General features: G+C 69.6%; 23 protein-coding genes, 1 tRNA gene and 1 pseudogene. 9 read left to right on the top strand and 16 right to left on the bottom strand.

The window, feature by feature from the left end:
* Positions 1 to 58 precede the first annotated feature (58 nt).
* The 5 genes from ASF20_RS13350 to ASF20_RS13325 form a co-directional block, all read right to left on the bottom strand.
* Positions 59 to 877, bottom strand: coding sequence for a universal stress protein (locus ASF20_RS13350; protein WP_056274828.1), 819 nt, complete (start codon positions 875 to 877; stop codon positions 59 to 61).
* A gap of 159 nt (positions 878 to 1,036) precedes the next feature.
* Positions 1,037 to 1,369, bottom strand: coding sequence for a cytochrome c (locus tag ASF20_RS13345; RefSeq protein WP_056274827.1), 333 nt, complete (start codon positions 1,367 to 1,369; stop codon positions 1,037 to 1,039).
* Complete coding sequence (locus ASF20_RS13340; protein ID WP_056274824.1) at positions 1,369 to 2,184, bottom strand: universal stress protein; 816 nt, start codon at positions 2,182 to 2,184, stop codon at positions 1,369 to 1,371. Before ASF20_RS13340 ends, ASF20_RS13345 begins: the two co-directional genes overlap by 1 nt.
* 941 nt (positions 2,185 to 3,125) lie before the next feature.
* Positions 3,126 to 3,437 (bottom strand): hypothetical protein, encoded by a 312-nt coding sequence (locus tag ASF20_RS13330; RefSeq protein ID WP_056222827.1) that lies wholly within the window; start codon positions 3,435 to 3,437, stop codon positions 3,126 to 3,128.
* A gap of 203 nt (positions 3,438 to 3,640) precedes the next feature.
* Complete coding sequence (locus ASF20_RS13325; protein WP_056274821.1) at positions 3,641 to 4,975, bottom strand: MFS transporter; 1,335 nt, start codon at positions 4,973 to 4,975, stop codon at positions 3,641 to 3,643.
* A 346-nt stretch (positions 4,976 to 5,321) separates the two neighbouring features.
* Here ASF20_RS13325 and cyoA point away from each other — a divergent pair, with 346 nt between their 5' ends.
* The 5 genes from cyoA to ASF20_RS13300 are packed head-to-tail and all read left to right on the top strand — an operon-like array spanning position 5,322 to position 10,390.
* Positions 5,322 to 6,518 carry a ubiquinol oxidase subunit II gene (cyoA, locus tag ASF20_RS13320; protein WP_056274819.1) on the top strand — a complete coding sequence of 399 codons (1,197 nt, stop codon included), beginning with the start codon at positions 5,322 to 5,324 and terminating at the stop codon, positions 6,516 to 6,518.
* Positions 6,519 to 6,578: 60 nt separating this feature from the next.
* The gene (gene cyoB, locus ASF20_RS13315; protein WP_056222817.1) at positions 6,579 to 8,582 is read left to right on the top strand and encodes a cytochrome o ubiquinol oxidase subunit I; all 2,004 of its coding nucleotides are present in this window, start codon (positions 6,579 to 6,581) and stop codon (positions 8,580 to 8,582) included.
* Between the two features lie 28 nt (positions 8,583 to 8,610).
* A complete protein-coding gene (gene cyoC / locus ASF20_RS13310) occupies positions 8,611 to 9,255 on the top strand; it encodes a cytochrome o ubiquinol oxidase subunit III (protein ID WP_156389669.1) in 645 nt (214 codons plus the stop codon).
* On the top strand, positions 9,252 to 9,635 hold the full coding sequence (gene cyoD / locus ASF20_RS13305; protein WP_056274817.1) for a cytochrome o ubiquinol oxidase subunit IV: 384 nt from the start codon (positions 9,252 to 9,254) through the stop codon (positions 9,633 to 9,635). Before cyoC ends, cyoD begins: the two co-directional genes overlap by 4 nt.
* The gene (locus ASF20_RS13300; RefSeq protein WP_056274816.1) at positions 9,635 to 10,390 is read left to right on the top strand and encodes an SURF1 family protein; all 756 of its coding nucleotides are present in this window, start codon (positions 9,635 to 9,637) and stop codon (positions 10,388 to 10,390) included. The genes cyoD and ASF20_RS13300 overlap by 1 nt, the downstream gene beginning before the upstream one ends.
* Before the next feature lie 2 nt (positions 10,391 to 10,392).
* Here the strand turns inward: ASF20_RS13300 and ASF20_RS13295 are convergent, their stop codons facing one another.
* Positions 10,393 to 11,031 carry an alpha/beta hydrolase gene (locus ASF20_RS13295; RefSeq protein ID WP_056274815.1) on the bottom strand — a complete coding sequence of 213 codons (639 nt, stop codon included), beginning with the start codon at positions 11,029 to 11,031 and terminating at the stop codon, positions 10,393 to 10,395.
* Positions 11,032 to 11,104: 73 nt separating this feature from the next.
* A complete protein-coding gene (locus tag ASF20_RS13290) occupies positions 11,105 to 12,034 on the bottom strand; it encodes a ring-cleaving dioxygenase (protein ID WP_056274813.1) in 930 nt (309 codons plus the stop codon).
* A 124-nt stretch (positions 12,035 to 12,158) separates the two neighbouring features.
* On the opposite strand from ASF20_RS13290, the gene ASF20_RS13285 reads away from it, so the two are divergent.
* Positions 12,159 to 13,088, top strand: coding sequence for a LysR family transcriptional regulator (locus tag ASF20_RS13285; RefSeq protein ID WP_056274811.1), 930 nt, complete (start codon positions 12,159 to 12,161; stop codon positions 13,086 to 13,088).
* A gap of 9 nt (positions 13,089 to 13,097) precedes the next feature.
* On the opposite strand, the gene ASF20_RS13280 is transcribed toward ASF20_RS13285, so the two are convergent.
* Positions 13,098 to 13,325 carry a hypothetical protein gene (locus ASF20_RS13280; protein WP_056274809.1) on the bottom strand — a complete coding sequence of 76 codons (228 nt, stop codon included), beginning with the start codon at positions 13,323 to 13,325 and terminating at the stop codon, positions 13,098 to 13,100.
* Positions 13,326 to 13,508: 183 nt separating this feature from the next.
* Between ASF20_RS13280 and ASF20_RS13275 the strand changes: the two are divergent.
* Positions 13,509 to 14,035: pseudogene (locus ASF20_RS13275) on the top strand (DUF4142 domain-containing protein).
* A gap of 55 nt (positions 14,036 to 14,090) precedes the next feature.
* On the opposite strand, the gene ASF20_RS13270 reads toward ASF20_RS13275, so the two are convergent.
* The 5 genes from ASF20_RS13270 to ASF20_RS13250 all read right to left on the bottom strand — a co-directional run bounded on the left by ASF20_RS13270 (position 14,091) and on the right by ASF20_RS13250 (position 18,229).
* Positions 14,091 to 14,897: a transglutaminase family protein gene (locus ASF20_RS13270; protein WP_056222782.1), complete on the bottom strand. Its 807-nt coding sequence runs from the start codon at positions 14,895 to 14,897 to the stop codon at positions 14,091 to 14,093.
* 73 nt (positions 14,898 to 14,970) lie between these two features.
* Complete coding sequence (locus ASF20_RS13265) at positions 14,971 to 15,891, bottom strand: transglutaminase family protein (protein ID WP_056223026.1); 921 nt, start codon at positions 15,889 to 15,891, stop codon at positions 14,971 to 14,973.
* 135 nt (positions 15,892 to 16,026) lie between these two features.
* Complete coding sequence (locus ASF20_RS13260; protein WP_056274808.1) at positions 16,027 to 16,548, bottom strand: response regulator; 522 nt, start codon at positions 16,546 to 16,548, stop codon at positions 16,027 to 16,029.
* A gap of 200 nt (positions 16,549 to 16,748) precedes the next feature.
* Positions 16,749 to 17,942 (bottom strand): transglycosylase SLT domain-containing protein, encoded by a 1,194-nt coding sequence (locus ASF20_RS13255; protein WP_056274806.1) that lies wholly within the window; start codon positions 17,940 to 17,942, stop codon positions 16,749 to 16,751.
* A 210-nt stretch (positions 17,943 to 18,152) separates the two neighbouring features.
* A tRNA-His gene (locus ASF20_RS13250) sits at positions 18,153 to 18,229 on the bottom strand.
* Positions 18,230 to 18,441: 212 nt separating this feature from the next.
* Between ASF20_RS13250 and ASF20_RS13245 the strand changes: the two genes are divergently transcribed.
* Positions 18,442 to 20,286 (top strand): chloride channel protein, encoded by a 1,845-nt coding sequence (locus ASF20_RS13245; protein WP_056274804.1) that lies wholly within the window; start codon positions 18,442 to 18,444, stop codon positions 20,284 to 20,286.
* 31 nt (positions 20,287 to 20,317) lie between these two features.
* Here ASF20_RS13245 and ASF20_RS13240 read toward each other — a convergent pair whose 3' ends face one another.
* The 3 genes from ASF20_RS13240 to ASF20_RS13230 form a co-directional block, all read right to left on the bottom strand.
* A complete protein-coding gene (locus ASF20_RS13240; protein ID WP_056274802.1) occupies positions 20,318 to 20,518 on the bottom strand; it encodes a hypothetical protein in 201 nt (66 codons plus the stop codon).
* A gap of 185 nt (positions 20,519 to 20,703) precedes the next feature.
* On the bottom strand, positions 20,704 to 21,489 hold the full coding sequence (locus tag ASF20_RS13235) for a YfdX family protein (protein ID WP_056274800.1): 786 nt from the start codon (positions 21,487 to 21,489) through the stop codon (positions 20,704 to 20,706).
* A 265-nt stretch (positions 21,490 to 21,754) separates the two neighbouring features.
* Positions 21,755 to 23,122, bottom strand: coding sequence for an MFS family transporter (locus ASF20_RS13230; RefSeq protein ID WP_280136499.1), 1,368 nt, complete (start codon positions 23,120 to 23,122; stop codon positions 21,755 to 21,757).
* A 288-nt stretch (positions 23,123 to 23,410) separates the two neighbouring features.
* Here ASF20_RS13230 and ASF20_RS13225 point away from each other — a divergent pair, with 288 nt between their 5' ends.
* Entirely contained in the window at positions 23,411 to 24,349 is a 939-nt protein-coding gene (locus ASF20_RS13225) for a DUF1236 domain-containing protein (RefSeq protein WP_056222764.1), read from the top strand.
* Positions 24,350 to 24,395: the final 46 nt, after the last annotated feature.

The following is a 24,395-nucleotide window of genomic DNA, read 5'->3' as shown; positions in this document are numbered from 1 at the left end:
GAGGGCGAGACGGGTCCCGCCCGGGCTCGGTCGGGGCGGGTGGCGGCCCGTCCCGGGGTCAGTGGGAGAGCAGGCAGCAGACGGTGGCCCGCGCCAGCAGATCGCGGGTGACCCCGCCGAAGAACCACTCGCGCAGGCGGCTGTAGCCGTAGGCTCCGGTCACGATGAGATCCGCCCCGAAGGCGCCGGCGGCGCCCTCGAGGGTTTCGGCCACGGACCAACCCGCGGGCGCCATCGCCTCCGCGGTCGCCGGCACGTCGTGCAGGGCAAGGTAGGCGGCAACGTCCTCGATCTCGGAACGGTCGCGGGTCTCGGCCACCCGCACCACCTGGACGGCGTCCGCACGACGCAGGAGAGGCAGGGCGTCCGACAGGGCCCGGCGGGTCTGGAGCGTGTTCTTCCAGCCGACCACGATCCGGCGCGCGGCGAGGTGCTCGAGACCCGGCGGGACGGCGAGGACCGGGCGACCGAGGCCCATGAGCACGTCGCCGACCGGGACCGCCATGCCGGGCGACACGCCCGCCTCCTCCCCGTCGCGCCCGACCACGACGAGGTCGGCGGCGCGGGATTGCTGCTCCAGGAAGGGCACCGGGGCGGCGAGGTCGGAGCGCCAGGCGACCCGGTCGTTCAGGCAGGATGCCTGCCGGAAGACCCGCTCTGCGCCCGCGAGCCGATCGAGGGCGGCTTGGCGGATCTCCTCGATGGCCATGCCCGCCGGCACGATGCTCTCCCCGAACCCCTGCGGATATTCCGGCAGGCAGCCGGCCGCGCCGATCAGGCGGGCGCCGAAGCGGTGGGCGAGTTCCGCCGCCAGGCGGACCCGCGCCGCGGCGTGACGCCCGTCATCCACCGCGACCATGAGGCTTGCATAGGACATGGGATCCGCTCCTGGGTTCGACCGCGAGAGGCCGTCAGGGTGCGGCCCGCGGCGAGGCCCGGCCTTGATCTGTCTCAACCGCATGCCGGTCCCGGCCCGGGCTGTCGCCGGACGAGCCACGGACGGGACCGATCGCTCGCACGCGAGACCTTCTCGGCGTCAGCGCTCCAGGGACTTCAGGTAGGCGATCAGGGCCGCGGCCTCGTCCGGATCGAAGCGGAATTCCGGCATGCTCGGGTGACCCGTGCGGATTCCCTCGGCCAGGGCCTCGCCGAGATTCTCGACGGGGTAGCGGGTGTGGAGCTCGCGGAAGGGCGGTGCGATGCGCAGCGGGCTCGCTCCGGTTCGCTCGACCGCATGGCAGCGGGCGCAGTCGGTGCGTGCGATCGCGGCGCCCCGCTGTACCGCCCGGTCCCAGGCCAGCGCGGGGCCGCCGAGGGCGAGGGAGGCCAGCAGGAGGTGCCCGGCGGCGGAGGGGGCTGTCCGGCGCATCAGTGGCTCATCAGGCAGCAGAGGGTGGTCGCCTGCAGGACGTCGCGGGTGGCCCCGCCGAAGATCCACTCGCGCAACCGCGTATGCCCGTAGGCGCCCATCACGATGAGGTCGGCGTCGGCGCGCCGCGCGAACTGCAGGACCGCCTCCGCGGCCTCGGCGCCGGGGCTCGGGAGGAGATGGGTGGTGACGGTGGCTCCATGCCCGGACAGGTAGGCGGCCACGTCCTCCGCACCCTCCTCGTGGGCACCGGGCCCCGCCACCACGAGGTGGACGGCCTCGGCCCGGCTGAGGAACGGCAGGGCGTCCTGCACCGCCCGGCGGGATTCCCGCGTGTCCTTCCAGGCCACCACGATCCGTTTCGCCGTCAGGCGCTCGACGCCCGGCGGCGCCACGAGCACCGGGCGGCCGACCGCCATCAGGAGGGCGCCCGCGGCGATGCCCATGAGACCGGGATCGCCGTCGACGGGCCCGTGACGACCCACCACGACCATGTCGGCGGCGCGCGCCTGGGTCGTGAGATAGGCCGTGGGTTCGGCGAGCGCCGCCCGCCAGGCCGTGCGGATTCCGCGGCTAGCCTCGCGCAGGAACACCGCCCGGGCTTCCGCGAGCTGCTCCCGCGCACGCCGGTCCTCGATCTCGTAGATGCGTTCGGATTCGCGGACGTCGCTGACGGCGATGAGGGCGGGCACCTGCCGCGCGGCGACGCCGGTCAGGGTCGCGTCGAAGCGCTCGGCCAGGCTCGCGGAGAGCTGGACCCGATCCGCGGCGGCCGCGCCGAGGTCCAGCGACACCATGACGTTCGAAATCTTCATCTCTGCCTCCCATGGTCCGGCCGTCCGGACCGGACGGGACATCGTGGAGCGCGCCCTCCGCCCGGTCCTTGATCCATCGCAAGGGGTGGGGTGTGGCGTGGTGGTGCCGGCCTGTTCGCGACCCCTAATCGCGCAGGCGTCTCGCCAAGGGGATTGGACCGGGACCGAACCCGTCGGCGGCCACCGACCGAACGACCCGGAGCAGGGCTGCGACGTCCATCGGACGGTCCGTCCCTGCGTCCGGCTGCGGCGCTGCCGGCTCGGCCGGCCCCTGGCCCCGCGGCCCGGCGTGCCCTTGGCCGTCGACGGTCGTCCGCCGCCGCCGGGACAGCCGCGCCCGCAACCAGCGCGGCAGGGGGCGTCCGGACCGGCCCCGCGATCCCCAGACTCGCTCGTCGTCGACAGCCATGCGGCGTCTCCCGTATCCTCTCGATCGTCGGTGCCGCCCCGCGCCGTCCGCATCGGGGCCGCGGCCCCCTTCGCCTTCACGTCGGACGGGCCAGCACGAGCCGGAGCGGCGTGGGGGTCACGACCACGGAAAGGAGCGCGAGACCGAGCGCCTGGAGGCTGCCGATGCTCCGGTGGCGGCCGATGCTCCGGTGGCGAAAGAGGTCCGCGACGATCGGATCCGCCGACGGTCGCGCTCCGAGGATGTGCGGCACGCCCGTCGCTTGGACCGACCGGACGGAAGCGGATCGCAAGACGATCGTCACCGGAGCCTCCTGTTCCCGTTTACGGTCGCGATGATGACCGCGGGGCCGGCGCACACCTTGCGGTGGATCAATGTGACGCCACGGGGACTCCGGACCCTCCGCTTCCGGTCGCGGCGACGCGACGGGCCGCGGCACTGAGGCGAAGACGTGGCGGGCGTCCGCCCAGGGCGGGCCGACGCGACAGGACCTCCCCGGCCGTCCACGAAGGACGGCCGCGACGCCGCCGCCTCAGCGCAGGATGCGGGGTGCCGGCGTTCCGGCCGATGGGTCGGGCCCATCCGCATCGCACAGGCCGGCCCAGAGCTTCCACTCGGTCCAGGCCTGCTCCAGGGCCGCCACGGCCGCGTCCCGCGAGGACACGGTCGCGCCTCGCCGGAACGGAGACGCCCCGATGTCGAGGTGCAGGCCCCAGGTCCATTGCGCGGCGGGCGGGGGATCGTCGCGGATGCAATCCACCCGCCCGACGATCAGCGCCCCACTCGTGATGACGTAGGTCTCGCGCGGGTGGTCCTCGAGGCGGGTGTAGATGAGCTGCGCCACGATGCGGTGTGCCTCCGTCCCCCTCGGGCGTCGTGCCGCCGACGGCCTCGCCCCGGCATCCTACCGCAGAGACCGCGCGCGCGAAGCGGCCGGTTTTCCATCCGAAACGGCCCTGCGGGGGCGGGTCGGTCGCGCGGACACGAAAAAAGCCCCGGCGGCGCAGCGGCCGTCCGGGGCTCGATCCTCGGCGGGCGGCGCGGCCTTCAGAGGCGGGCGGTCTCGCGGCGGTTGAAGGCGAGGGCGCAGAGCGTCGCGACCGCGCCGGAGAGCAGGTAGACGCCGACCCAGGACAGGCCGAAGCGGCTGGAGACGCTGAGCGCCACCAGAGGCGCGAAGCCCGCGCCGATCAGCCAGGCGAGGTCCGAGGTGAGGGCGGCGCCGGTGTAGCGGAAGCGGGTGCCGAGATTGGCGGTCACCGAGCCCGAGGTCTGGCCGTAGGAGAGCCCGAGCAGGCCGAATCCGATCAGCACATAGATGGTCTGGCCGAGCTCGCTGTCACCGAAGATGATGGGCGCGGCGATGCTGGCCAGGGCGAACAGACCGATCAGGCCGGCCGCCACCCCCACCAGGGTCCGCCGGCCGATGCGGTCGGCCAGGACGCCGGAGAGCACGATGGTGCCGGCGGCCAGGAAGGCGCCCGAGCACTGCACCAGCAGGAACTCGCCCGCCGAGCGGCCGGTGAAGAGGTGGATCCAGCTGATCGGGAACACCGTCACGAGATGGAACAGGGCGAAGCTCGCCAGCGGCACCACGGCGCCGATGAGCACGAACCGGCCGTGCGTGCGCAGGAGCTCCAGCACCGGGGTCGGCTCCAGCTCCTGCATCTGCAGCATCCGCGAGAATTCCTCGGTGGCCACGAGCCGCAGGCGGGCGAAGAGCGCCACGACGTTGATCGCGAAGGCCACGAAGAACGGGTAGCGCCAGCCCCAGTCGAGGAAGTCGGCGTTGGAGACGTTGCCGAGGAAGAACGCGAACAGGGCGCTCGCCAGCATGAAGCCGACCGGCGCACCGAGCTGCGGGATCATCGCGTACCAGCCGCGCTGCTTCTCAGGGGCGTTCAGTGCCAGCAGGGAGGCAAGTCCGTCCCAGGCGCCGCCCAGGGCGAGGCCCTGGCCGAAGCGCAGGGCGGCCAGGATCCAGATCGAGAGGGCGCCGAGCTGGTGGTAGTTCGGCAGGAAGCCGATCGCCATCGTCGAACCGCCGAGCAGGAACAGCGCGATCGTCAGCTTCGCCGCGCGCCCGTGACGCCGGTCGATCTCCATGAAGATCACCGAGCCGATCGGGCGGGCGATGAAGGCCAGGGCGAACAGCGCGAAGGCATAGAGCGTGCCGGTCAGCGGATCGGCGAAGGGAAAGAACACGCCGGGGAAGATCAGAACCGAGGCGATGCCGTAGACGAAGAAGTCGAAATACTCCGCGGCGCGCCCGATTACGACGCCGATGGCGATCTCGCCCGGCGCCACTTTGTGATCGCTCGACGCCTCGTGCGCGTCGCGCTCCAGCGATGAGGAGGAGGGCAATGCGGAGTCTGCGCTCATCAAGGAAACCGTGCTCGCTTCATGCGTTCGAGGCCGAATCAGGCGCGGGGCGGCGCGTGAGGCCCTGGGATATGGGACACGTGTACGCCCTGCCATTTGTCTGCGTCAAAGCGCGGCGTGACGCGCCCCGGGACAAAGAGCGCGGTGTTTTGGCGCGATCCGTGAAATCGTGGCAGGGTCCATAGCGTGCTTTGTCCTGCATCGGCTATGCCCGCAGCGCTGATCAGACGCGCCGCATGCGACTTGTCAGATTGATGCAATGCAGCGAATTGAGACCCGACGATAACGCCTTCGGCCAATCGGGGCCGTTGGACGTCGCTCATCCGAGATGGTGCCAGACGAGTCCATGCCGGTCAAAACCCTTCGTACGCTCGCGCTCCTCCCGCTGTTCGGACTCCTGTCCGGCTGCAACATGGTCCTGATGCAGCCCTCCGGCGACATCGCAACGCGCCAGCGCGACCTGATCCTGGCCTCCACCGGCCTGATGCTGCTCATCATCATCCCGGTCATCGCCTTCACGCTGCTGTTTGCGTGGCGCTACCGGGTCTCGAACACCAAGGCCGAGTACGATCCCGACTGGCACCACTCGACGCAGCTCGAAGTGCTGATCTGGTCGGCGCCGCTGGTCATCGTCATCGCCCTCGGGGCCCTGACCTGGATCAGCACCCACACCCTCGATCCCTACCGTCCCCTGAGCCGCCTCGACGCAGACCGGCCGCTGCCGGCGGGGGTCAAGCCGCTGACGGTCGAGGTCGTCGCACTCGACTGGAAATGGTTGTTCTTCTACCCAGATCAGGGCATCGCCACCGTCAATGAACTGGCGGCTCCGGTCGATGTGCCGATCTCCTTCAAGATCACCTCCGCCACCGTCATGAACTCGTTCTTCATCCCCGCGCTCGCCGGGCAGATCTACGCCATGGCCGGCATGGAGACGAAGCTCCACGCGGTGATCAACAAGGCCGGCACCTACGAGGGCCTCTCGGCCAATTACAGCGGCTCCGGCTTCTCGCGGATGAACTTCAAGTTCCACGGCCTCGACCAGGCCGGGTTCGACCAGTGGGTCGCCAAGGTGAAGGCCGAGGGCAAGCCCCTCGACCGCCAGGGCTACCTCGCCCTGGAGAAGCCGAGCGAGCGCGAGCCGGTGCGCTACTTCTCCACCGTGGAGAACGGCCTCTACGGCGCAGTGCTCAACATGTGCGCCGTGCCGGGCAAGATGTGCATGAACGAGATGATGCACATCGACGCCATGGGCGGGGCCGGCAAGGAGAGCCACGCCAACCGCGAGCGGCTGGAATACGACAACCGCTACGCCGAGCAGGGCATCGAGGCGCCGGGCGCCACGGTCGGCGGCTCCGGCCGCGAATCCCACAGCCGGGAGCAGCCCGAGGGCATGAAGCCCAAGAGCATCGCACCGGAGGTGAAGCCGGACTCGGCACCGGAGCATTCCGGGCACGACCACGGTGGTCACCATGGCGGCCCGGCCGGTGACGGCAAGGATTCCAAGGGATCGGACTCCGTCGCGCCCGGTCAACTGAATCGATAATCGCGGACGCTTCGGTCGCCCGCACCCCCATTCGGCACACTCCTCTCACGAGTAGGTCCCATGTTCTCCAATCCGGATCTCCAGAAGCTCCTGTTCGGGCGGTTGACGCTCGACGCCGTGCCGCTTCATGAGCCGATCCTCCTCATCACCTTCGCGATGGTCGGCCTCGGCGGCGTCGCGGTGCTCGGTGCGCTTACCTATTTCCGCCTCTGGGGACCCCTCTGGCGCGACTGGTTCACCTCCGTCGATCACAAGAAGATCGGCATCATGTACATCGTGCTCGCGCTGGTCATGCTCCTGCGCGGCTTCGCCGACGCGCTGATGATGCGCGCCCAGCAGGCGATGGCCTTCGGGCCGAACGAGGGCTACCTGCCGCCGCACCACTACGACCAGATCTTCACCGCCCATGGCGTGATCATGATCTTCTTCGTGGCGATGCCGCTGGTCACGGGCCTGATGAACTTCGTCGTGCCGCTGCAGATCGGCGCCCGCGACGTGGCCTTCCCGTTCCTCAACAACTTCAGCTTCTGGATGACGGTGAGCGGCGCCGTGACCGTGATGGCCTCGCTGTTCGTCGGCGAGTTCGCCCGCACCGGCTGGCTGGCCTATCCGCCACTCTCAGGGCCCGCCATGAGCCCGGGGGTCGGCGTCGACTACTACATCTGGGCGCTCCAGATCGCCGGCATCGGGACCCTGCTGTCGGGCATCAACCTCATCGCCACCATCGTGAAGATGCGGGCCCCCGGCATGACCATGATGAAGATGCCGGTCTTCACCTGGACCGCGCTCTGCACCAACATCCTCATCGTCGCCGCCTTCCCCATCCTCACGGCCGTTCTCGCGCTGCTGTCGCTCGACCGCTACGTCGGCACGCACTTCTTCTCGAACGACCTCGGCGGCAACCCGATGATGTACGTGAACCTGGTTTGGATCTGGGGTCACCCGGAGGTGTACATCCTCATCCTGCCGGCCTTCGGCGTGTTCTCGGAGATCGTCTCGACCTTCTCGAGCAAGCGCCTCTTCGGCTACGCCTCGATGGTCTACGCCACCGTCGTCATCACGATCCTGTCCTACCTCGTGTGGCTGCACCACTTCTTCACGATGGGCTCGGGCGCCAGCGTGAACTCGTTCTTCGGCATCACGACGATGATCATCTCGATCCCGACGGGTGCGAAGATCTTCAACTGGCTCTTCACCATGTACAAGGGCCGCATCCGGTTCGAGGTCCCGATGCTCTGGACCGTCGGCTTCATGGTGACCTTCGTCATCGGCGGCATGACCGGCGTCCTGCTCGCGGTGCCCCCGGCCGACTTCGTGCTGCACAACTCGCTGTTCCTGATCGCCCACTTCCACAACGTCATCATCGGCGGCGTGCTGTTCGGCATGCTGGCCGGCATCACCTACTGGTTCCCTAAGGCCTTCGGCTTCAAGCTCGACGACTTCTGGGGCAAGGTGTCGTTCTGGTTCTGGCTGACCGGGTTCTGGGTCGCCTTCATGCCGCTCTATGTCCTCGGCCTGATGGGCGTCACCCGCCGCGTCCAGCACTTCGACGACCCGTCCCTGCAGATCTGGTTCATCATTGCGGCGTTCGGCGCCGTGCTGATCCTCTGCGGCATCGCCTCCTTCGCGATCACCCTGGTCGTCAGCGTCCTGCGCCGCGAGCAGCTGCGCGACACGACCGGCGACCCGTGGGGCGGCCGGACCCTGGAATGGGCGACCTCCTCGCCGCCGCCGGACTACAACTTCGCCTTCACGCCCGTGATCCACGATCACGACGCGTGGTGGGACATGAAGAAGCGCGGTTACGCCCGGCCGCTCCAGGGGTTCAAGGCCATCCACATGCCGAAGAACACCGCGGCTGGCATCATCCTCGGCGTGCTGAGCATCGTCTTCTCCTTCGCGATGATCTGGTACATCTGGTGGCTTGCGGCCTTCAGCTTCGCTGCGATCGCGGTCGTCGCGATCGGCCACACCTTCAACTACAACCGCGACTTCTACATCCCGGCCGACGAGGTCGTCCGGACGGAAGGCCAGCGGACGTCCCTGCTGGCGGAGCGTGTCTGAGATCATGGCAACCCAGTCTTCCGCTGCCATGAACTTCGAGCCCGGCCGAAGCCCGTCGGTGACGATTCCCCAGGTCGATCCGACGGCCTTCTACGACGCCAAGGGCGAGCATCACCCGGAAGGGAGCACGATGCTCGGCTTCTGGCTCTACCTGATGAGCGACTGCCTCATCTTCGCGGCGCTGTTCGCCACCTATGCGGTGGTGGGCCGGAACTACGCCGCGGGGCCCTCGCCGAAGGATCTGTTCGACCTGCCGCTGGTGGCGTTGAACACCTCGATGCTGCTGTTCTCCTCCATCACCTACGGCTTCGCCATGCTGGAGATGGAGAAGGGCGACCTCAGCCGCGTGCAGATCTGGCTGGCGATCACCGGCCTGTTCGGCCTCGCCTTCGTGGGGCTGGAGCTCTACGAGTTCCACCACCTGATCCACGAGGGCGCGACGCCCCAGCGCAGCGCCTTCCTGTCGGCCTTCTTCACCCTGGTCGGCACCCACGGCCTGCACGTTAGCCTCGGCATCGTCTGGCTGGTGACGCTGATGGCGCAGGTGCACAAGCGCGGGCTGGTGCCCGAGAACAAGCGTCGGCTGCTCTGCCTCAGCATGTTCTGGCACTTCCTCGACGTGATCTGGATCGGCGTCTTCACCTTCGTGTACCTGATGGGAGTCCTGCAATGAGCGCCGCGTCGAAGGCAGGACACGACGATCACGGGCACGGACACGGGCATGCCGACGGCGGCAGCCACGGGACCTTCAAGGACTACATGATCGGCTTCGTGCTGTCGGTCATCCTGACGGCGATCCCGTTCATCCTGGTGATGGGCAACGTACTCGGCAACGACCGCATCACCGGCATCGTCATCATGGGCTTCGCGGTGGCGCAGATCGTGGTGCACATGATCTACTTCCTCCACATGAACACGAAGTCCGAGGGCGGCTGGACCATCCTGGCTCTGATCTTCACCCTGACGCTGGTGATCATCACGCTCGCGGGCTCCCTGTGGGTGATGTACCATCTCAACACGAACATGATGCCGCAGCACATGCACATGGGCTGATGGCCAGCCCACGACCGGGGGCGCGGCGCTCCACCTTCGCGCTCGCGGCCCTCGCCGTCACGGGGCTGATCCTCGTGGCGGCCCTCGCGGCTCTGGGGACCTGGCAGGTCCAGCGCCGGACCTGGAAGCACGATCTGATCGCCCGGGTCGAGGCCCGGGTCCATGCCGATCCTATCGCGGCGCCGGGCCCCGGAACCTGGGACGGGCTGACGGCGGATGCCGACGCCTATCGCCGGGTGCGGACGAGCGGGCACTTTCGCAACGACCGCGAGACTCTCGTTCAGGCCGTCACCGATCTCGGCGCCGGTTTCTGGGTGCTGACGCCCTTGGAGCGCAGCGACGGTACCGCGATCCTGGTCAATCGCGGCTTCGTCCCCGCGGACCGCCGAGACCCGGCCGCGCGGGCGGCCGGACAGATCGCCGGCGAGACCACCGTCACCGGGCTCCTGCGCCTGAGTGAACCGGGCGGGGCCTTCCTCCGCAGCAATGCTCCCGAGGCCGGGCGCTGGTACTCGCGCGACGTCGCCGCCATCGCGGCGGCGCGGGGGCTCGCCGACGCCGCCCCGTACTTCATCGATGCCGACGCCACCCCGAATCCCGGCGGCTGGCCGGTGGGCGGGCTGACGATCGTGCGGTTTCCGGACAACCACCTCGTCTACGCGATCACCTGGTACGTCCTCGCCCTGATGGTCCTGGGCGCGGTCGGCTACACCCTCCTCGATGCCCGCCGCGGCGCGGGGCGGGCATCGGCCTGAGGTCAGGCCGCGGCGAGGCGCTGCAGCCAGGCGCCCGCTCGCACGACGTCGGCCTGCGAAAGGCCGTGCCCGACGGGCAGGGTCTCGTGCGTGACGGTGGCGCCGGCAGCCCGCAGGCGTTCGGCGAGCGACCCCACATTGGCCGCAGGCACGATCGGGTCGGCGGCGCCCGAGAGCATCAGCACCGGCCGGCCGGCGAGATCGGCCGGCGGCGTCTCCCGCAGGGGTACCATCGGGCGCAGGAGCACCGCGCCGGCGAGCACCTCTGGGTGCAGGAGCAGCAGGGCCGCGGCGATGTTCGCCCCATTTGAGAACCCGACCGCCACCGGCGCGGCGAGGCCGTAGGCCGTCCGCGCCGCGGCGACGAAGCCGGCGAGGTCGGCGGCGCGCCGGCGGAGATCGGCCTCGTCGAACACGCCCTCCGCGAGTCGGCGGAAGAAGCGCGGCATGCCGTTCTCCAGCACCGCGCCGCGGGGGGAGAGCAGGGCGGTACCGGGCAGCAGGGTCCGCCCGAGGGGCAGGAGGTCGGTCTCGTCGCCGCCCGTCCCGTGCAGGAGGAGGAGCGGCGGCAGCCCGGCCTCGGTGGCGGGCACGAAGCGATGGGTGAAGCGCTGGGCTCCGCCCCAGGATGGTTCGGTCATGGCAACCTCGCGACGATCGGTTGGAGCGCGCCCGCTCCGGACGGAGCGAGCGCTTGTCTTCGGCCGGTTTCGTTCAGGCCACTTCGGGCAGGTGCCCCTCGATCTGGGCCCGGTGGGGTTCGAGGAAGGCCGGCAGCTTGAGGTCGCGGCCCAGGGTCTCCACCGGCTCGTCGACGGCGAAGCCCGGGACGTCGGTGGCGATCTCGAACAGCACCCCGCCCGGCTCGCGGAAGTAGACCGAGCGGAAGTACTGCCGGTCGCGCTGCTCGGTGATCCCGAGCCCGTAGGTGCGGGTCAGCGTCTCCACCATCCGCGCCTGCTCCGCGTCGTCCCCCGCCCGGAAGGCGATGTGGTGCACGGAGCCCGCGCCCTGGCGGCCGCGGAGGAACTCGCCCACCGCCCGCAGGGTGACGAAGCCGCCCTCCGGGGCGCCGCTGGCGTAGCGGGTCGCCGCCCCCTCGCGTCCGGCTTCGTGGAAGCCGAACACCTCGGTCAGGATCGCCGCCGTGCCCTCCGCCTCCTTGAGAAGCAGGGTGACGCCGTGGAACCCGCGGATGGCGTGCTCCGCTGGAACCTCGGCGCCCGTCCAGGGCGCATCAGTCTCCGCCGCCTCGGTGCCAACCAGGGCCAGCATCAGGCCGTCGGGGTCGCGGAAGCGCAGGGTCGGCTCGCCCAGCACCGGGGCCAGGGTCTCGTGGGCGACGCCCTTCTCGATGAAGCGGTGGGTCCACCAGCCGATCGCGGCCCGCGGGACCCGGAAGGCGGTCTCCTGGGTCTCGCCGATCCCGACCCGGCCGGGGGCCGCATGCGCGATCGGGAAGAAGGTCAGGATCGTGCCGGGGCGGCCGGTCTCATCGCCGTAATAGAGGTGGTAGGTGCCCGGATCGTCGAAGTTGACGGTCTTCTTCACCAGCCGCAGGCCGAGCACCTGGGTGTAGAAGTCGACGTTGCGGGTCGCGTCGCCGGAAAACGCGGTGACGTGGTGGATGCCATTCTGCGACATGGGACGATCTCCTGGGGGCCGCACCGCACCGGGACCGGCCGTGCTGCGATGACCGGAAGATGCGCCTTGCCACCACGTTCGAAAATGGAAACGATGGAAACGCATCCTTTCTGAAAGACCATCGATGAAGCTTCCCGATTTCGAAGCCTGGGCCATCTTCGCCAAGGTGGTCGAGACCGGATCCTTCGGCCGTACGGCCGCTGAGCTGGGCATCACCACGGGTACGGTTTCCAAGGCGGTGACCCGCCTGGAAGTGCGGATCGGGGCGCGCCTGTTCCACCGCACCTCGCGCAAGCTCGCTCTCACGGAGGCCGGCGCCTCGGCCCGGGAGGCCGCCGCGCGCATCCTCGCCGAGGGCGAGGCGGCCGAGGCCCGGGCGCAGGACGCGGCGGCGCAGCCGCGCGGGAAGGTCCGGCTCGCCGCGCCGATGTCGTTCGGGGTGCTGCACGTGGCGCCGCTCCTGCCGGATTTCCTCGCGGCACATCCGGGCCTGAGCATCGATCTGCATCTGGGCGACGATCTGATCGACCTCGTCGGCGGCGGCTTCGACTGCGGCCTGCGCATCGCCGCGCTGACGGATTCCTCGCTCCGGGCCCGGCGGCTCTGCGCGATTCACCGCTCGCTCGTCGCCACGCCGGCTTACCTCGCCCGGCACGGATGGCCGGCCCATCCGCACGATCTCGCGGGCCATGCCTGCCTCGGCTACGCCTACCTGCCGAGCCCGGATCGCTGGCGCTTCCTGGGGACCGGCGGCGCGGAGGCCACGGTGGTGCCGGATGGCCCCCTGCGGGCGAACAATGCCGATGCCCTCGCGCCCGCCCTGCGTGCCGGCCTGGGCCTCGCAGTCCAGCCGGACTTCACGGTGTGGGAGGACCTGCGCGACGGGCGCCTGGTCCGGGCCCTGCCGGGCTGGACGCCGCCGCGGATCGACCTCCACCTCGTCACCCCGCCGGGCGATCCGCGCCCGGCCCGGGTCAGCGCCCTGATCGCCTATCTGGCCCACGCCCTCTCGGCCGCGCCCTGGGCGGCCGGGACCAGCACCGTCCCGGCGTGAGCCGCCGGCTCAGGCCTCGGCGATCTCCAGGGTCAGGCCGCGTCCGCGCAGCACCTTGTCGAGGCGCTGGCGCATTTCGGGGCAGAGGTGGTCCACGCGCAGGTGCAGGGTGTCGCCCTGCGGCGTCCCGGTGACCCACAGGCGGTAGCGCAGGCCTTCGTCCCGGAGCTGCTCCAGCAGGCGCTCGGAGGCGATTCGGTTGGCCTCGTTGTTCATCGCGATGAGGCGTGCATCCATCTCGGTCTCTCCTGCTTGCAGAAGGGCAACGCGCGACGGGGCCTTTTTCGTCCCTGCGACCTGACTTCGTGGTGAAGCGGAGCGTGTTCGGGCGCCCGAGAGGGGACGGCTGATCTCCCGCTCAACCGGAACACGGGGCCGATGCCGAGGTTCACGGGCATGAGATCGCTGGAGGAGGGTGTGATGACACGCAGGGCCATGATCGCCGTCGCGGTGCTGCTCGCGGGACCGGCCGCGGCGCAATCGGTGAGCGAGAAGACGGGGGTGAATGCGCTGATCGGGGTGAGCCCCTCCACCGCCGATTTCGTGACCCAGGCCGGGGTCAGCGACCTCTTCGAGATCCAGACCAGCCGGCTCGCGGCCGAGCGCAGCGACGCGCCGACCAAGGCCTACGCTCAGAAGATGATCGCCGATCACGAGAAGACCACGGGAGAGCTGAAGGCCATGGTCCAGGGTGGGAAAGTCCAGGCCACCCTCCCGACGGCCCTCGACAGCACGCATCAGGGCAAGCTCGACACCCTGAAGGGCCTGCAGGGTGAGGCCTTCACGAAGCAGTATCACAGCGATCAGATGAAGGCGAAAAGGATGCCGTCGACCTATTCCAGCGCTACGCGAAGGGCGGCGACAACCCGGACCTGAAGGCCTGGGCGGCCAAGACCGAGCCGGCCCTCGCGCATCACCTCAAGATGGCGCAGGATCTCGATAGGTAAGTCCCGTCCCCCCGGCGAGCGGTACGGCGGAGACCCGTCCCGACCCGCCGCCGGATCAGAAGACCTCGTCCGTGTGGACGTCGAAGCGGGCGAGGTGCGCGTAACCGAAGTTCGTGGTGATCGCCACGTCGGTCGCGTCGCGCCCGCGGGCCATGACGATCCGGCCGATGCGCGGCGTGTTGTGGCGCGCGTCGAAGGTGTACCAGGTCCCGTCGAGATAGACTTCGAACCAGGCCGAGAAATCCATCGGGTCGGGCACCGGCGGGATGCCGATGTCGCCGAGGTAGCCGGTGCAGTAGCGCGCCGGAATGTTCATGCAGCGGCAGAACGCGACGGCGAGATGCGCGAAATCGCGGCAGACGCCCTGGCGCTGCATGAAGCCGTCCCAGGCCGTCCGGGTGGCATCGGCGCACATGTAGTCGAAGCGGATGCGATCGTGCACGTAGTCGCAGATCGCCTGTACCCGGCCCCAGCCGAGGGGCGTGCCGCCGAACAGCGACCAGGCCGTCTCGGACAGCTTGTCGGTGTCGCAGTAGCGGCTGCCCAGGAGATAGACGAGCACGTCGTTGGGCAGGTTCTGCACCTCGATCTGCTGGGCGTTGGGCGCATAGGCGTCGGGCAGGCCGGAATCCTGGACCACGAAATCGGCCGAGATTGTCAGGCGGCCGGGGGGCGTGACGATGCGGGTGCAGATGTTGTCGAAGACGTCGCGATAGTCCTGCGACGGGATCGGCGGATCGAACTGGATGACGTGGGGGGTCAGGACGTCCGGCATCCGTGAGGGGTGCACGCTCAACGCGAGGATCATCGGCGTTGGCTGAACCGATTCGAAGGCGATGTCGAACCCAGTCCTGATCTTCATATCCACCACCTGATCCTGTCGAGAAACACACGCTTTTCACTTGCGACCGGGCGGCGGTTACCGCGCCGGTGCGTCAACGCGCCAGATCCGGATCCGTCGCCCGAGGCCCCCCGGCCCCCGGCTCGACTTCCTGGACATCGACGCTCACCGTCATGCCCAGATCGTCCGCCGGAAACCCGAAGAACGACCCGTGCAGCGGGACTGCCTGGCGCGGGTCTCGCGCCACCGCGACCCGGATCAGATCCCGGTTTCCGACGATGCCGTTCGTCGGATCGAACTCGATCCAGCCCGCGCCGGGCAGGTAGACCTGCACCCAAGCATGAGTCGAGCCACCGCCCACGTGGCGGTCGCGATCCCCGCGTGGGTTGTAGAGGTAGCCCGAGACGAAGCGGGCCGCCATGCCGAGGGCCCGCACGGCCTCGATCATCAACACCGCGAAATCGCGGCAGCTTCCGCGCTTCAGGCGCAGCGTCGTCACCGGATCCTGCACGCCCTTCTCGGAGCGGGCCAGATACGCGAAGTTGCGCCGGACGCTGCGGGTCATCTCGGCCAGAAGGTCCTGGGTCCCGATCCGTCCGGCGGGGGGCACGAAGCTGCGGGCCCAGGCGTCGACCTCGTTGCGCGGATCGGCGTATTGCCGCTCCATCGAGCGGCTGAGATCCGGGATGTCGTCGGCTCCGTAGCCGAACGGGTAGAACGCCGCATGGGCGGCGATGGGGAAGACCGGCGCCGATTCCGGCGTGTGGTCGAGGGTGATCGCGCATTCGAAGGTGAGCTGCGCGGCCCGCCCCGTGAAGGTGGCCACGGCCACGCAGTTGCCGAAGACGTCGTGAAGCCAGCGCAGGCCGCTCGGCTCCGGCGTGATCTTCAGGGTCGCCGAGATCAGGCGCTGGTCGTAGCTGTCGCGAGGCCGGAACAGGATGCGGTGTTCACCGAAGGCCACCGGCTGCCGGTAACGGTAGGTGGTGCGGTGGCGGACGGACAGGATGGGCAAGGCGAGGGGCTCCACCGCGCCGGATCGGCGTGGTCTGGTCGGCGCGGACGCTGGGTTCGGCGATGCAAGTCGTGCGCCGGAGCGACCCGTCGCGGTAGCGGCGGAAACGCCTCTCGGCGGGGCGATCCGACCGGGTCAGGGCACGATGGGCTGGGGCACGGTGGTGGCGATCTCCGCCTCGCTCAGGAGATCGAACGGGCGCCACGGCTTCGGAATGAACACTGCCTGCTCCGGCAGGGTTCCGGGTCGTTCGGCCCGCCGGCCCGAGGTGACCACCATGCGGGCCGCCGGCCACAGCAGGGCGACCGCGGAGGCGAGCTGGACCCCGTCCATCGCGCCGGCCAGGCTGACATCGGCGAAGACCAGGGCGACGTCGCCGCCGCGCTCGCGCATGATGGTGAGCGCGGCCTCCGCGCTGTCGCAGCCGATGGCGGTCAGGTCGGTGTCGCTCAGGAGCGCTTCGGCCAGCGCCCGCGTGGCGGCGTCGTCCTCGACCACGAGGGCGAGCTTGGATGGGCGGGGCTTGGCCGGATTGGGCTTGGCCACCGGTTCCGGTTCGACCTTGCGCACGAGGATCGCGAGGTGTTCCGGCACGCCCTCGGCGATCAGGTCGTCGTAGAAGGCGGCGAGGGCCTGGCCGATCCGGTCGAGCGACATCCCGGGGCTCAGCGTGTCCGCGAGCGATGTCCGGCTGACGGCGGACGGGTCGTCCGCGTTCGTACCTTTCGGGTCCGGCAAGCAGGGCCTCCGCGGTGTGTGTCTCGAGGCGAGCCGGAAGGGCTCGCCGACATTAAAGCCGGGAGATCACGGTCAGTTGCGGGAAATCATCCCGGACGCTGTCCGCCTTGTGCGTTTCGTCAGTCCGCCGTCGCGTCGGCATAGGCCAGGATGCCGGCCATGGAGCGCACGTCGCGGTAGCGTTCGCCGCGGGTGCTCATCATCGCCTCGAACTTCTCGTGCACCTGCGCCACCGACAGGCTGACGGCCTTCCGGCGCCCGCGCTGGGCGGCGAAGAAGATCGTCTTGTTGGCCCGGGCCGGGCCGGGCAGCATCTGCGCGGCAGCGGCCTTCGGCGTGTCGACCACGGTGGCGAGGAAGTCCTCGGCGTCGTCCGGGCCGAGGAAGTGGGCGAGGTAGACCTCGCCCAGGGTGAGTTCGCGGCCGATGCGGAGCGCGATGCGGGCGGCGTCGCGCTTCAGCATCTCGCCGGCCATCAGCGCGGACAGGTAGGGGTCGCGGCGCATCTCGAGAATGCGGGTCCGGTCGGCCGGATCGAGGACGGTGGGGCGTCCGTTGTCGCCCGCGACCACGAGGGCGGCATCCGTGGCGAGGCCGTATTTCGGCCCGAAGTCGCGCACCACGCCGAGCCAGGTCCGCTCGATGAACTGGAACAGGCCGGTCGCGGAGGACGTCTGGGCCTGGACCTCGGTCTTGAAGCTCGATTCCTTGTCGGCCACCGCCATCAGCAGGACGGGGTCGGTTTCCACCGCCTGCGCGGCGCGGACGATCTTCTGCACGAGGTGGCGCCGGATCTTCATCGGCCCGAATTCGAGGACTTCGTTCGGGTCGCCGACCGAGCTCTCCGTCAGGAGGTAGTCGTAGGAGACGCGGTCCACCGCATTGGAGCCGAGCTCGGTGTCGAGGTCATGGACCGGGGCGAAGGCGGAAGCGGCGGTGATCACCGCGCGGGGCGCGCTCGCCTGGGCGGAGGTCTGCAGGATGACCGGGACCGGCTGGATGCGCGGACGCGGCATGGTGATCTCGGTCATCGCCTGGGCCGACTGCACCACGCCGGTGTCCGGCCCGACGCCGTAGACCAGGACTCCGCCGAGGCCACCCGCCAGCAGCACCATGGAGAGCACGGAGCGGGTCAGGGCAGGGCGGCTGCCGTGATCGCGGCCGATGCGGCCGCCGAGGGTGAGGGCATCCGATGACGACGGAGCGGCGCCGAGGCCGGAGCGCGGTGCGAGCGAGCCCTTGACGGGCGCCCCCTTGGCGATGGGGCCCTTGGCGAAGACGGTCCGTGACGATCCGACGTTTCGACCCTGCATCTGCGCGACCCAACCCCGTTCCCAAGCGACGGATTGAGATTAGCTTGACAGATGTGGCGACAACACGGCCCAGTTTGGGGCAATCCCGTGGCAAGATTGGCACGGTGTCCAGAGCGTTTTCGCACATCGCAGCCGGACGGGGCGGGACGCGAAACGCCGAACGCGGCCATGCCGGAGCACGACCGCCAAACAAATCTCATCGAGAAGGAATGGTACCACTGCCCCGGCTCGAACGGGGGACCTCTTGATCCACAATCAAGCGCTCTAACCAACTGAGCTACAGCGGCACTGCGGGCGATCTATCCCGACCCGCGCCGCATTTCAAGCCGCCTTCGGCCGATCGTCGGCAAAAGTGTGGACCATTCTCCCGTCGAGCCCGAGGCGCCGTGCGGGCGACGGCGCCGAGCGGTCGACGCCGGGGCCGCCGACGGGCTAAGCAGGGCGCGGGTCCATCTCCCTGCGCGCGTTCCTCCCGGCGCACGCTCCCGTTCACCGGTCGATGCCACCGCACGCCATCCCCTCCCGACCGCCGCTCGCCCAGCGGGTGCTCGTGCAAGCGCCCGGCCAGCTGCGCGCCCTCGTGCGCGGCAGCGAGATCGGCCTGATCGTCCTGGCCGCCCTGATCGGCTGCTGCGGCGGCGTCGCGGTGGCCGGAATGAACCGCGCGACGCAGGCCCTGCGGGAGCTGCTCTACGGTCTGCCGCCGGGCTTGCGCCTGAGCGCGGCCACCGATCTCCCGCCCCTCGTGGTTCTCCTGGCGCCGGCCTTCGGCGGCGTCCTGCTCGCGCTCTTCACCCTGGCCCTGCGCTGGCAGCGACGGCCCCGGCGCCCGGTGGTCGACCCGATCGAGGCGAACGCGCTGCATGGCGGACGGATGTCGATCCGCGATTCCACCATCGTGGTGATCCAGAACACCATCTCCAACGGCAGCGGCATCTCGGTGGGAATGGAGGCGGCCTACACGCAGTTCTGCGCCGGACTGGCCTCGCGCCTCGGCCTCGCCTTCGAGCTGCGCCGGGCCGATCAGCGGACCCTCGTCGGCTGCGGCGCGGCGGCGGCCATCGCGGCGGCCTTCGGGGCGCCGCTGACGGGGGCGTTCTACGCCTTCGAGCTCATCATCGGCACCTATTCCATCGCCACGCTGACCCCGGTCGTGGTCGCCGCCCTCTGCGGCAGCGTCGTCGCCCGCGCCCTGGTGGCCCAGACCTCCCTCGTCACGGTGGAGCGGGCCGATGCCGTGACCACGACGGTCCTGACCACCCTCGACACGGTTCCGAGCCTCGCCCTCGGACTGATCTGCGCCGGCCTCGGCATCCTCATCATGCGCGGCGTGACCCTGGTGGAAGCCGGCTTTCGCGCCACCCGCCTGCCGACCCTCTGCGTCCCGATCCTCGGCGGCCTGTGCGTCGGCGGGCTGGCGCTCATCGCCTCGCCGCAGGTCCTCTCCGGCGGACACGGGGCGCTGCACCTGCACCTCGACGCCCATGGCACCACCCTCGGCCTCTCGGCCCTGATCGTGCTGTTCGTCGCCAAGGCGACGGCCTCGGCGGTCTCCATCGGGTCGGGATTCCGCGGCGGCCTCTTCTTCGCCTCGCTCTTCCTCGGCGCGATCGTGGGCGAGATCTTCGCCGCCGGCATGCCGATGATCCTGCCCGGCTTCGCCGCGTTCGGGCTGACCCCGCTCGCCTACGCGGTGATCGGCATGAGTGCGCTCGCCGTGGCGGTGATCGGCGGACCGCTGACCATGACGTTCCTCGCCCTCGAACTCACGGGCAGCTTTCCGATCGCCGGCCTGGTGCTCGTGGCGGTGATCGCCTCGTCGCTGACCGTGCGGAAGACCTTCGGCTATTCCTTCGCGACCTGGCGCTTCCACCTGCGCGGCGAGAGCATCCGCAGCGCGCACGATGTCGGTTGGATCCGGACCCTCACGGTCGGCAAGCTGATGCGCCGCGAGGTGCCGACGGCCGCCCTCGACCAGAGTCTCGCCAATTTCCTGCGCAAGCACCCCCTGGGCTCGCCCTCCCGGGTGGTGATGGTGGACGGGCAGGGGCGCTATGCCGGCATCATCCTCGTGCCGGAAGCCCACGCGGCCCTGCTGGAGGCGGAGGCCGAGGCGCCGGGTCTCTCCGCGCTCCTGCGCCACACCCACGACGTCCTCACCGCCGACATGAACGCCAAGATCGCCACGGCAATCTTCGACCGGACGGAGAGCGAGGCCCTGGCGGTGGTGGAGGACCTGAAGAGCCGCAAGGTGATCGGCCTCCTCACCGAGAGCCACACCCTCAAGCGCTACAGCGAGGAACTGGACCGGCAGCGCCGGGCGGTGCTGGGGGAGACGAGCTGAATTGCTGGCCGGGCGGAAAAGCGCCGCGCGGTCACGGACGCCCCGTGGCCCGGCGCCAGCCGGCATAGCCGAAGGCGAAGAGGCTGGCCCCGCCCATCATCAGGAGGCTCCAGCCCCAGTCGCTCGGCACCTGCCCGTCGACCGGATGACCGGCGAAGCCGGCGGCCAGCACGAGGCCGAAACCGGTGACGACGGCGGAGAGCAGAAGCCCGAGGCTGATCCCGATACTCATCACGAAACGCCTCCCACGCAGGAGATCCGGGCGCCGCGCCGCGGCCGCGCAAGGGCCGACGCCGGGTCCTGGGCGGGACGCGGCGCCGGCAGGGTCGGATCAGGGGATCACTCGATCAGAGGGTCCCTTCGTCGAGGGCCCCTTCATCAGGGGTCACTCGACAGAAGGGTCACTCGAGTGAAGGATCACTTGGGGACGGCGGTCGAACCCGTCGTCGCCGCGGATGCCGGCGCCTTCTGCGGGGTTCCGAGCACGTTCACCACGTCGAAGCGCACGCCGTCCTCCACCTTCTTCAGGAGGGCGTTGCCCTCGTAATACTTGCCTTGTCCGATCAGGCTCGCCGCCTGATCGACATCGGTGGTCGTCTGGTTCAGCGGCACGACGGCCAGGACGAAGTTCATGTCGACGCCGGCGAGCTTGAGCTGGTCGATGGCCGACTTGCGATCACCCTTCTCGAGGCTCTTGTTCGCGGTCGCCACGGCGGCCGCCTTGGTCGGCGTGGCGACGAAATCCTCGCCGAGCGTCAGCTGGCCGTCGACGGGCAGCCAGGCCGTGGGCTGCGTGGATGCCTTCGCCTCCGCGGTCTTGGCATCGGCCGCCTTCGCATCGGAAGCCTTCGCATCGGAAGCCTTCGCCATCGCGGCGTGCTTGTCGGGGCTCCGCAGGTCCGCTTCCGCCTTTGTGTAGATCGCCTCGTCGGTCTTGGCCTTGGCGAGCGACGCCTGCGCCTTGCCGATCAAAGTCTTGGCGAGGGTCGGATCGGCGTCGAAGATGGCGATGCGGGCGAGGTGCAGGTCGCGGAAGGCCTGGGCGCCGTCCTTCGACAGCTTGCCCACGTCTCTGTCCGCCGCCTGCTGCGCGGCCGTCACCGGCGGAGCCGTCGCGGGCTTCACCGCATCGTTGGCCAGTGCCACACCGCTGAGGAGCGAGGTTGCGGCAAGGAAAGCGGCAACTGTTCTTGTCTTATTCATCACACTGCCTCCGAAGAAGAGCCGCGCCTGGATCGTGGATCGAACTGATCTCCCTGCGCCGGCGATCTCTTCTGAAGCAAATGTGGTCTTGGCCAATCGAGATGTCATCTTAAAGTTTGGTCAGGTTCAGTTCATCAAATATTCGTTGACAGCAGCCCAGACGCGGAGGTGCATCAAGCCGTTTCCGAGTCGGATGCCGGCGGCACAAAAAAGCACGCGGTGATCGCTCACCGCGTGCCGGTCGTTCGCCCGAGGAGGAAACGGCTCAGGCGGCCGAGAGGCGGGACTTGCGCGTCAGCGCTTCCTCGACGGTGCCGTCGCCGTCGAGGTAGCCGTGACGCTTCGGGTTCGGCATGATCAGCGAGCCGATGAAGGCGACGCCGAGCATGACGGTCACGTACCAGAAGAACGTGCTCTCGGAGCCGACCTGCTTCAGGTAGAGCGCGACCATCTCGGCGGTGCCGCCGAACAGCGAATTGGCGATGGCGTAGGAGAGGCCGACGCCCAGGGCCCGCACCTGCGTCGGGAACAGCTCGGCTTTCACGATGCCGCTGATGCCGGTGTAGAAACTGATCACGATCAGGCCGACCATGATCAGCGCGAAGGACAGGACCGCGTTCTGCGTGGACCCGATGGCGGTCATCAGCGGCACCACCATCAGGGTCCCGAGGCCGCTGTAGAGCAGCATGTTGGCCTTGCGCCCGATCCGGTCCGACAACCAGCCGAAGAATGGCTGGATGATCATGTAGATGAACAGGGCGGCGGTGGAGATCTGCGAGGCCGTGACCTTGTCGATATGCGCCGTGTTGAAGAGGTACTTCGGCATGTAGGTGGTGAAGGTGTAGAAGCTCAACGAGCCGCCGGCGGTGTAGGCCAGCACCACGCAGAAGGCGCGCCAGTGCTTGAACAGGGCCGCGAAGGTGCCGGAATCCTTCTTGGCCATGTCTTCCTTGGTCGCCGTCTCGGCCAGCGACGAACGCAGGTAGAGCGCGACAACCGCCGCAATGGCGCCGATGACGAACGGGATGCGCCAGCCCCAGGCCGTCAGTTCCTGCGCGGTGAGGAAGCTCTGGAGGATGATCAGCACCAGCGAGGCGAGGAGCTGGCCGCCGATCAGGGTGACGTACTGGAAGGAGGCGAAGAAGCCGCGACGGCCCTTCACGGCGATCTCGCTCATGTAGGTGGCGCTGGTGCCGTACTCACCGCCCACCGACAGGCCCTGGATCATCCGGGCGAGCAGCAGCAGGGCCGGCGCGAGCTGCCCGACCGTGGCGTAGGTCGGCAGCACCGCGATCATCAGCGACCCGGCGCACATCATCAGCACCGAGATCAGCATCGAGGTCTTGCGGCCGAGGCGGTCGGCGATGCGCCCAAACAGCCAGCCGCCGATCGGGCGCATGAAGAAGCCCACCGCGAACACAGCGGCCGATTGCAGGAGCTGACTGGTGCTGTCACCGGCGGGAAAGAACACCGGTGCGAAGTAGAGCGCGAAGAACGCGTAGCAGTAGAAATCGAACCATTCGACGAGATTGCCCGACGAGGAGGCGACGATCGCCTTGATCCGGCGTCGGTTGTCCGCGGCGTCCTCCGCCTTGGTCGGAATGGTCCCGGCCCCACCTGTCATACGTCTCATCCCTGTGCTCTGAACAATGCCGTTCCACGGCTTGCTTGACGGGGACGTTATCGCCTCGAACGCGATTTCCAAAGAGCGATCAGCGGGTTGTCGGACACGGCCAAGATGACGATGAAACCACGCTGTGGAAGACGTGCCCCTGAGCTTGGCTGTACCGAGTCAATAGGCTGATCGCGATCAGCAGCAAGATCAGCGCAAGAAATCCGGGAACGGTTTCTCGAAGATCCTCGTTGCGGACGGCATCGACGTCAAGCGGCGTCCGACAACAACGAGAGTGGAAACGATCCCATGAGCAAGCTCTTTCGGAGCACGGTGACGGCGGCGGCCCTGGTGATCGGCGCAGCGAGCGCGTTCGCGCAGGGCGGGCCGGGCGGCGGCGCTGGTGGCGGGGCAGGCGGTGCCGGGGGCGGCGCGGGCGGTGCCGGGGGTGGCGGCGCCGGTATGGGCGCGGGCGGCGGCGCCGGTGGCGCGGGTCCGGGTGCGGGTGGTGCCGGCGGAATGCGCGGTGGCGCCGGTGGCGGTGCGGGCGGTGGCGCCGGCATGCGGGGCGGCGAAGCCGGCGGTGCGGCTGGCGGCGCAGGCACGCGCGGCGGCGCCGGCGGTGCGGAGACCGGGGCCGGTCCGGCCGGTGGTGCCCAGCGCGGCGAGGCCGGTGGCCGTGGCGCCGAGGGTGGCGCAGGGCGCCAGGACGGTCGTCCGGGTCAGGCGGCCGGAGAGCGCGGCGGCCGCGAGGACGGTGGCGCCGCGGCACGAGACGGCCGGGGCGACCGGGACGGCAAGGGAGATCGCGACGGCAAGGCGGACCGCGACGGCAAGGGCGATCGGGGCGGCAAGGCTGATCGCGACGGCCGCGAGGAGCGCGGTGGACGGGCCGACCGCGATGAGCGCGGCGGTCGCGACGGCCGCGTCGAGCGCGAGGGCCGGGGTGGTCGCGGCGACCGTGGCGATCGCGGCGCCGTCCGCGGCGCCTATGGCCGCCTGGGGGCGCCGCAGCGCACCGAGTTCCGCCAGAGCGTGTTCCGCCGGGGCATCCCACGCCTCGCCGCCGGCGCCTTCGCGCTCACCGTCGGCACGGCCATCGCCCGCAGCTACACCCTCTACGACCTGCCGCCGGACATCGTCCGGATCGCGCCGGAATACGAGGACTACCGCTACGTGCTGGTGGACGACGACATCGTCATCGTCGATCCCGACACCTACGAGATCGTCGACGTGATCCGCGGCTGACCCGAGCGATCGGAACCGCGTCGGGGGCGGGGCTTCAGGCTCCGCC

It is taken from the genome of Methylobacterium sp. Leaf88, assembly GCF_001422795.1.
Classification (GTDB): Bacteria; Pseudomonadota; Alphaproteobacteria; order Rhizobiales; family Beijerinckiaceae; genus Methylobacterium.
This window is presented reverse-complemented; position numbering and strand designations above follow the sequence as displayed.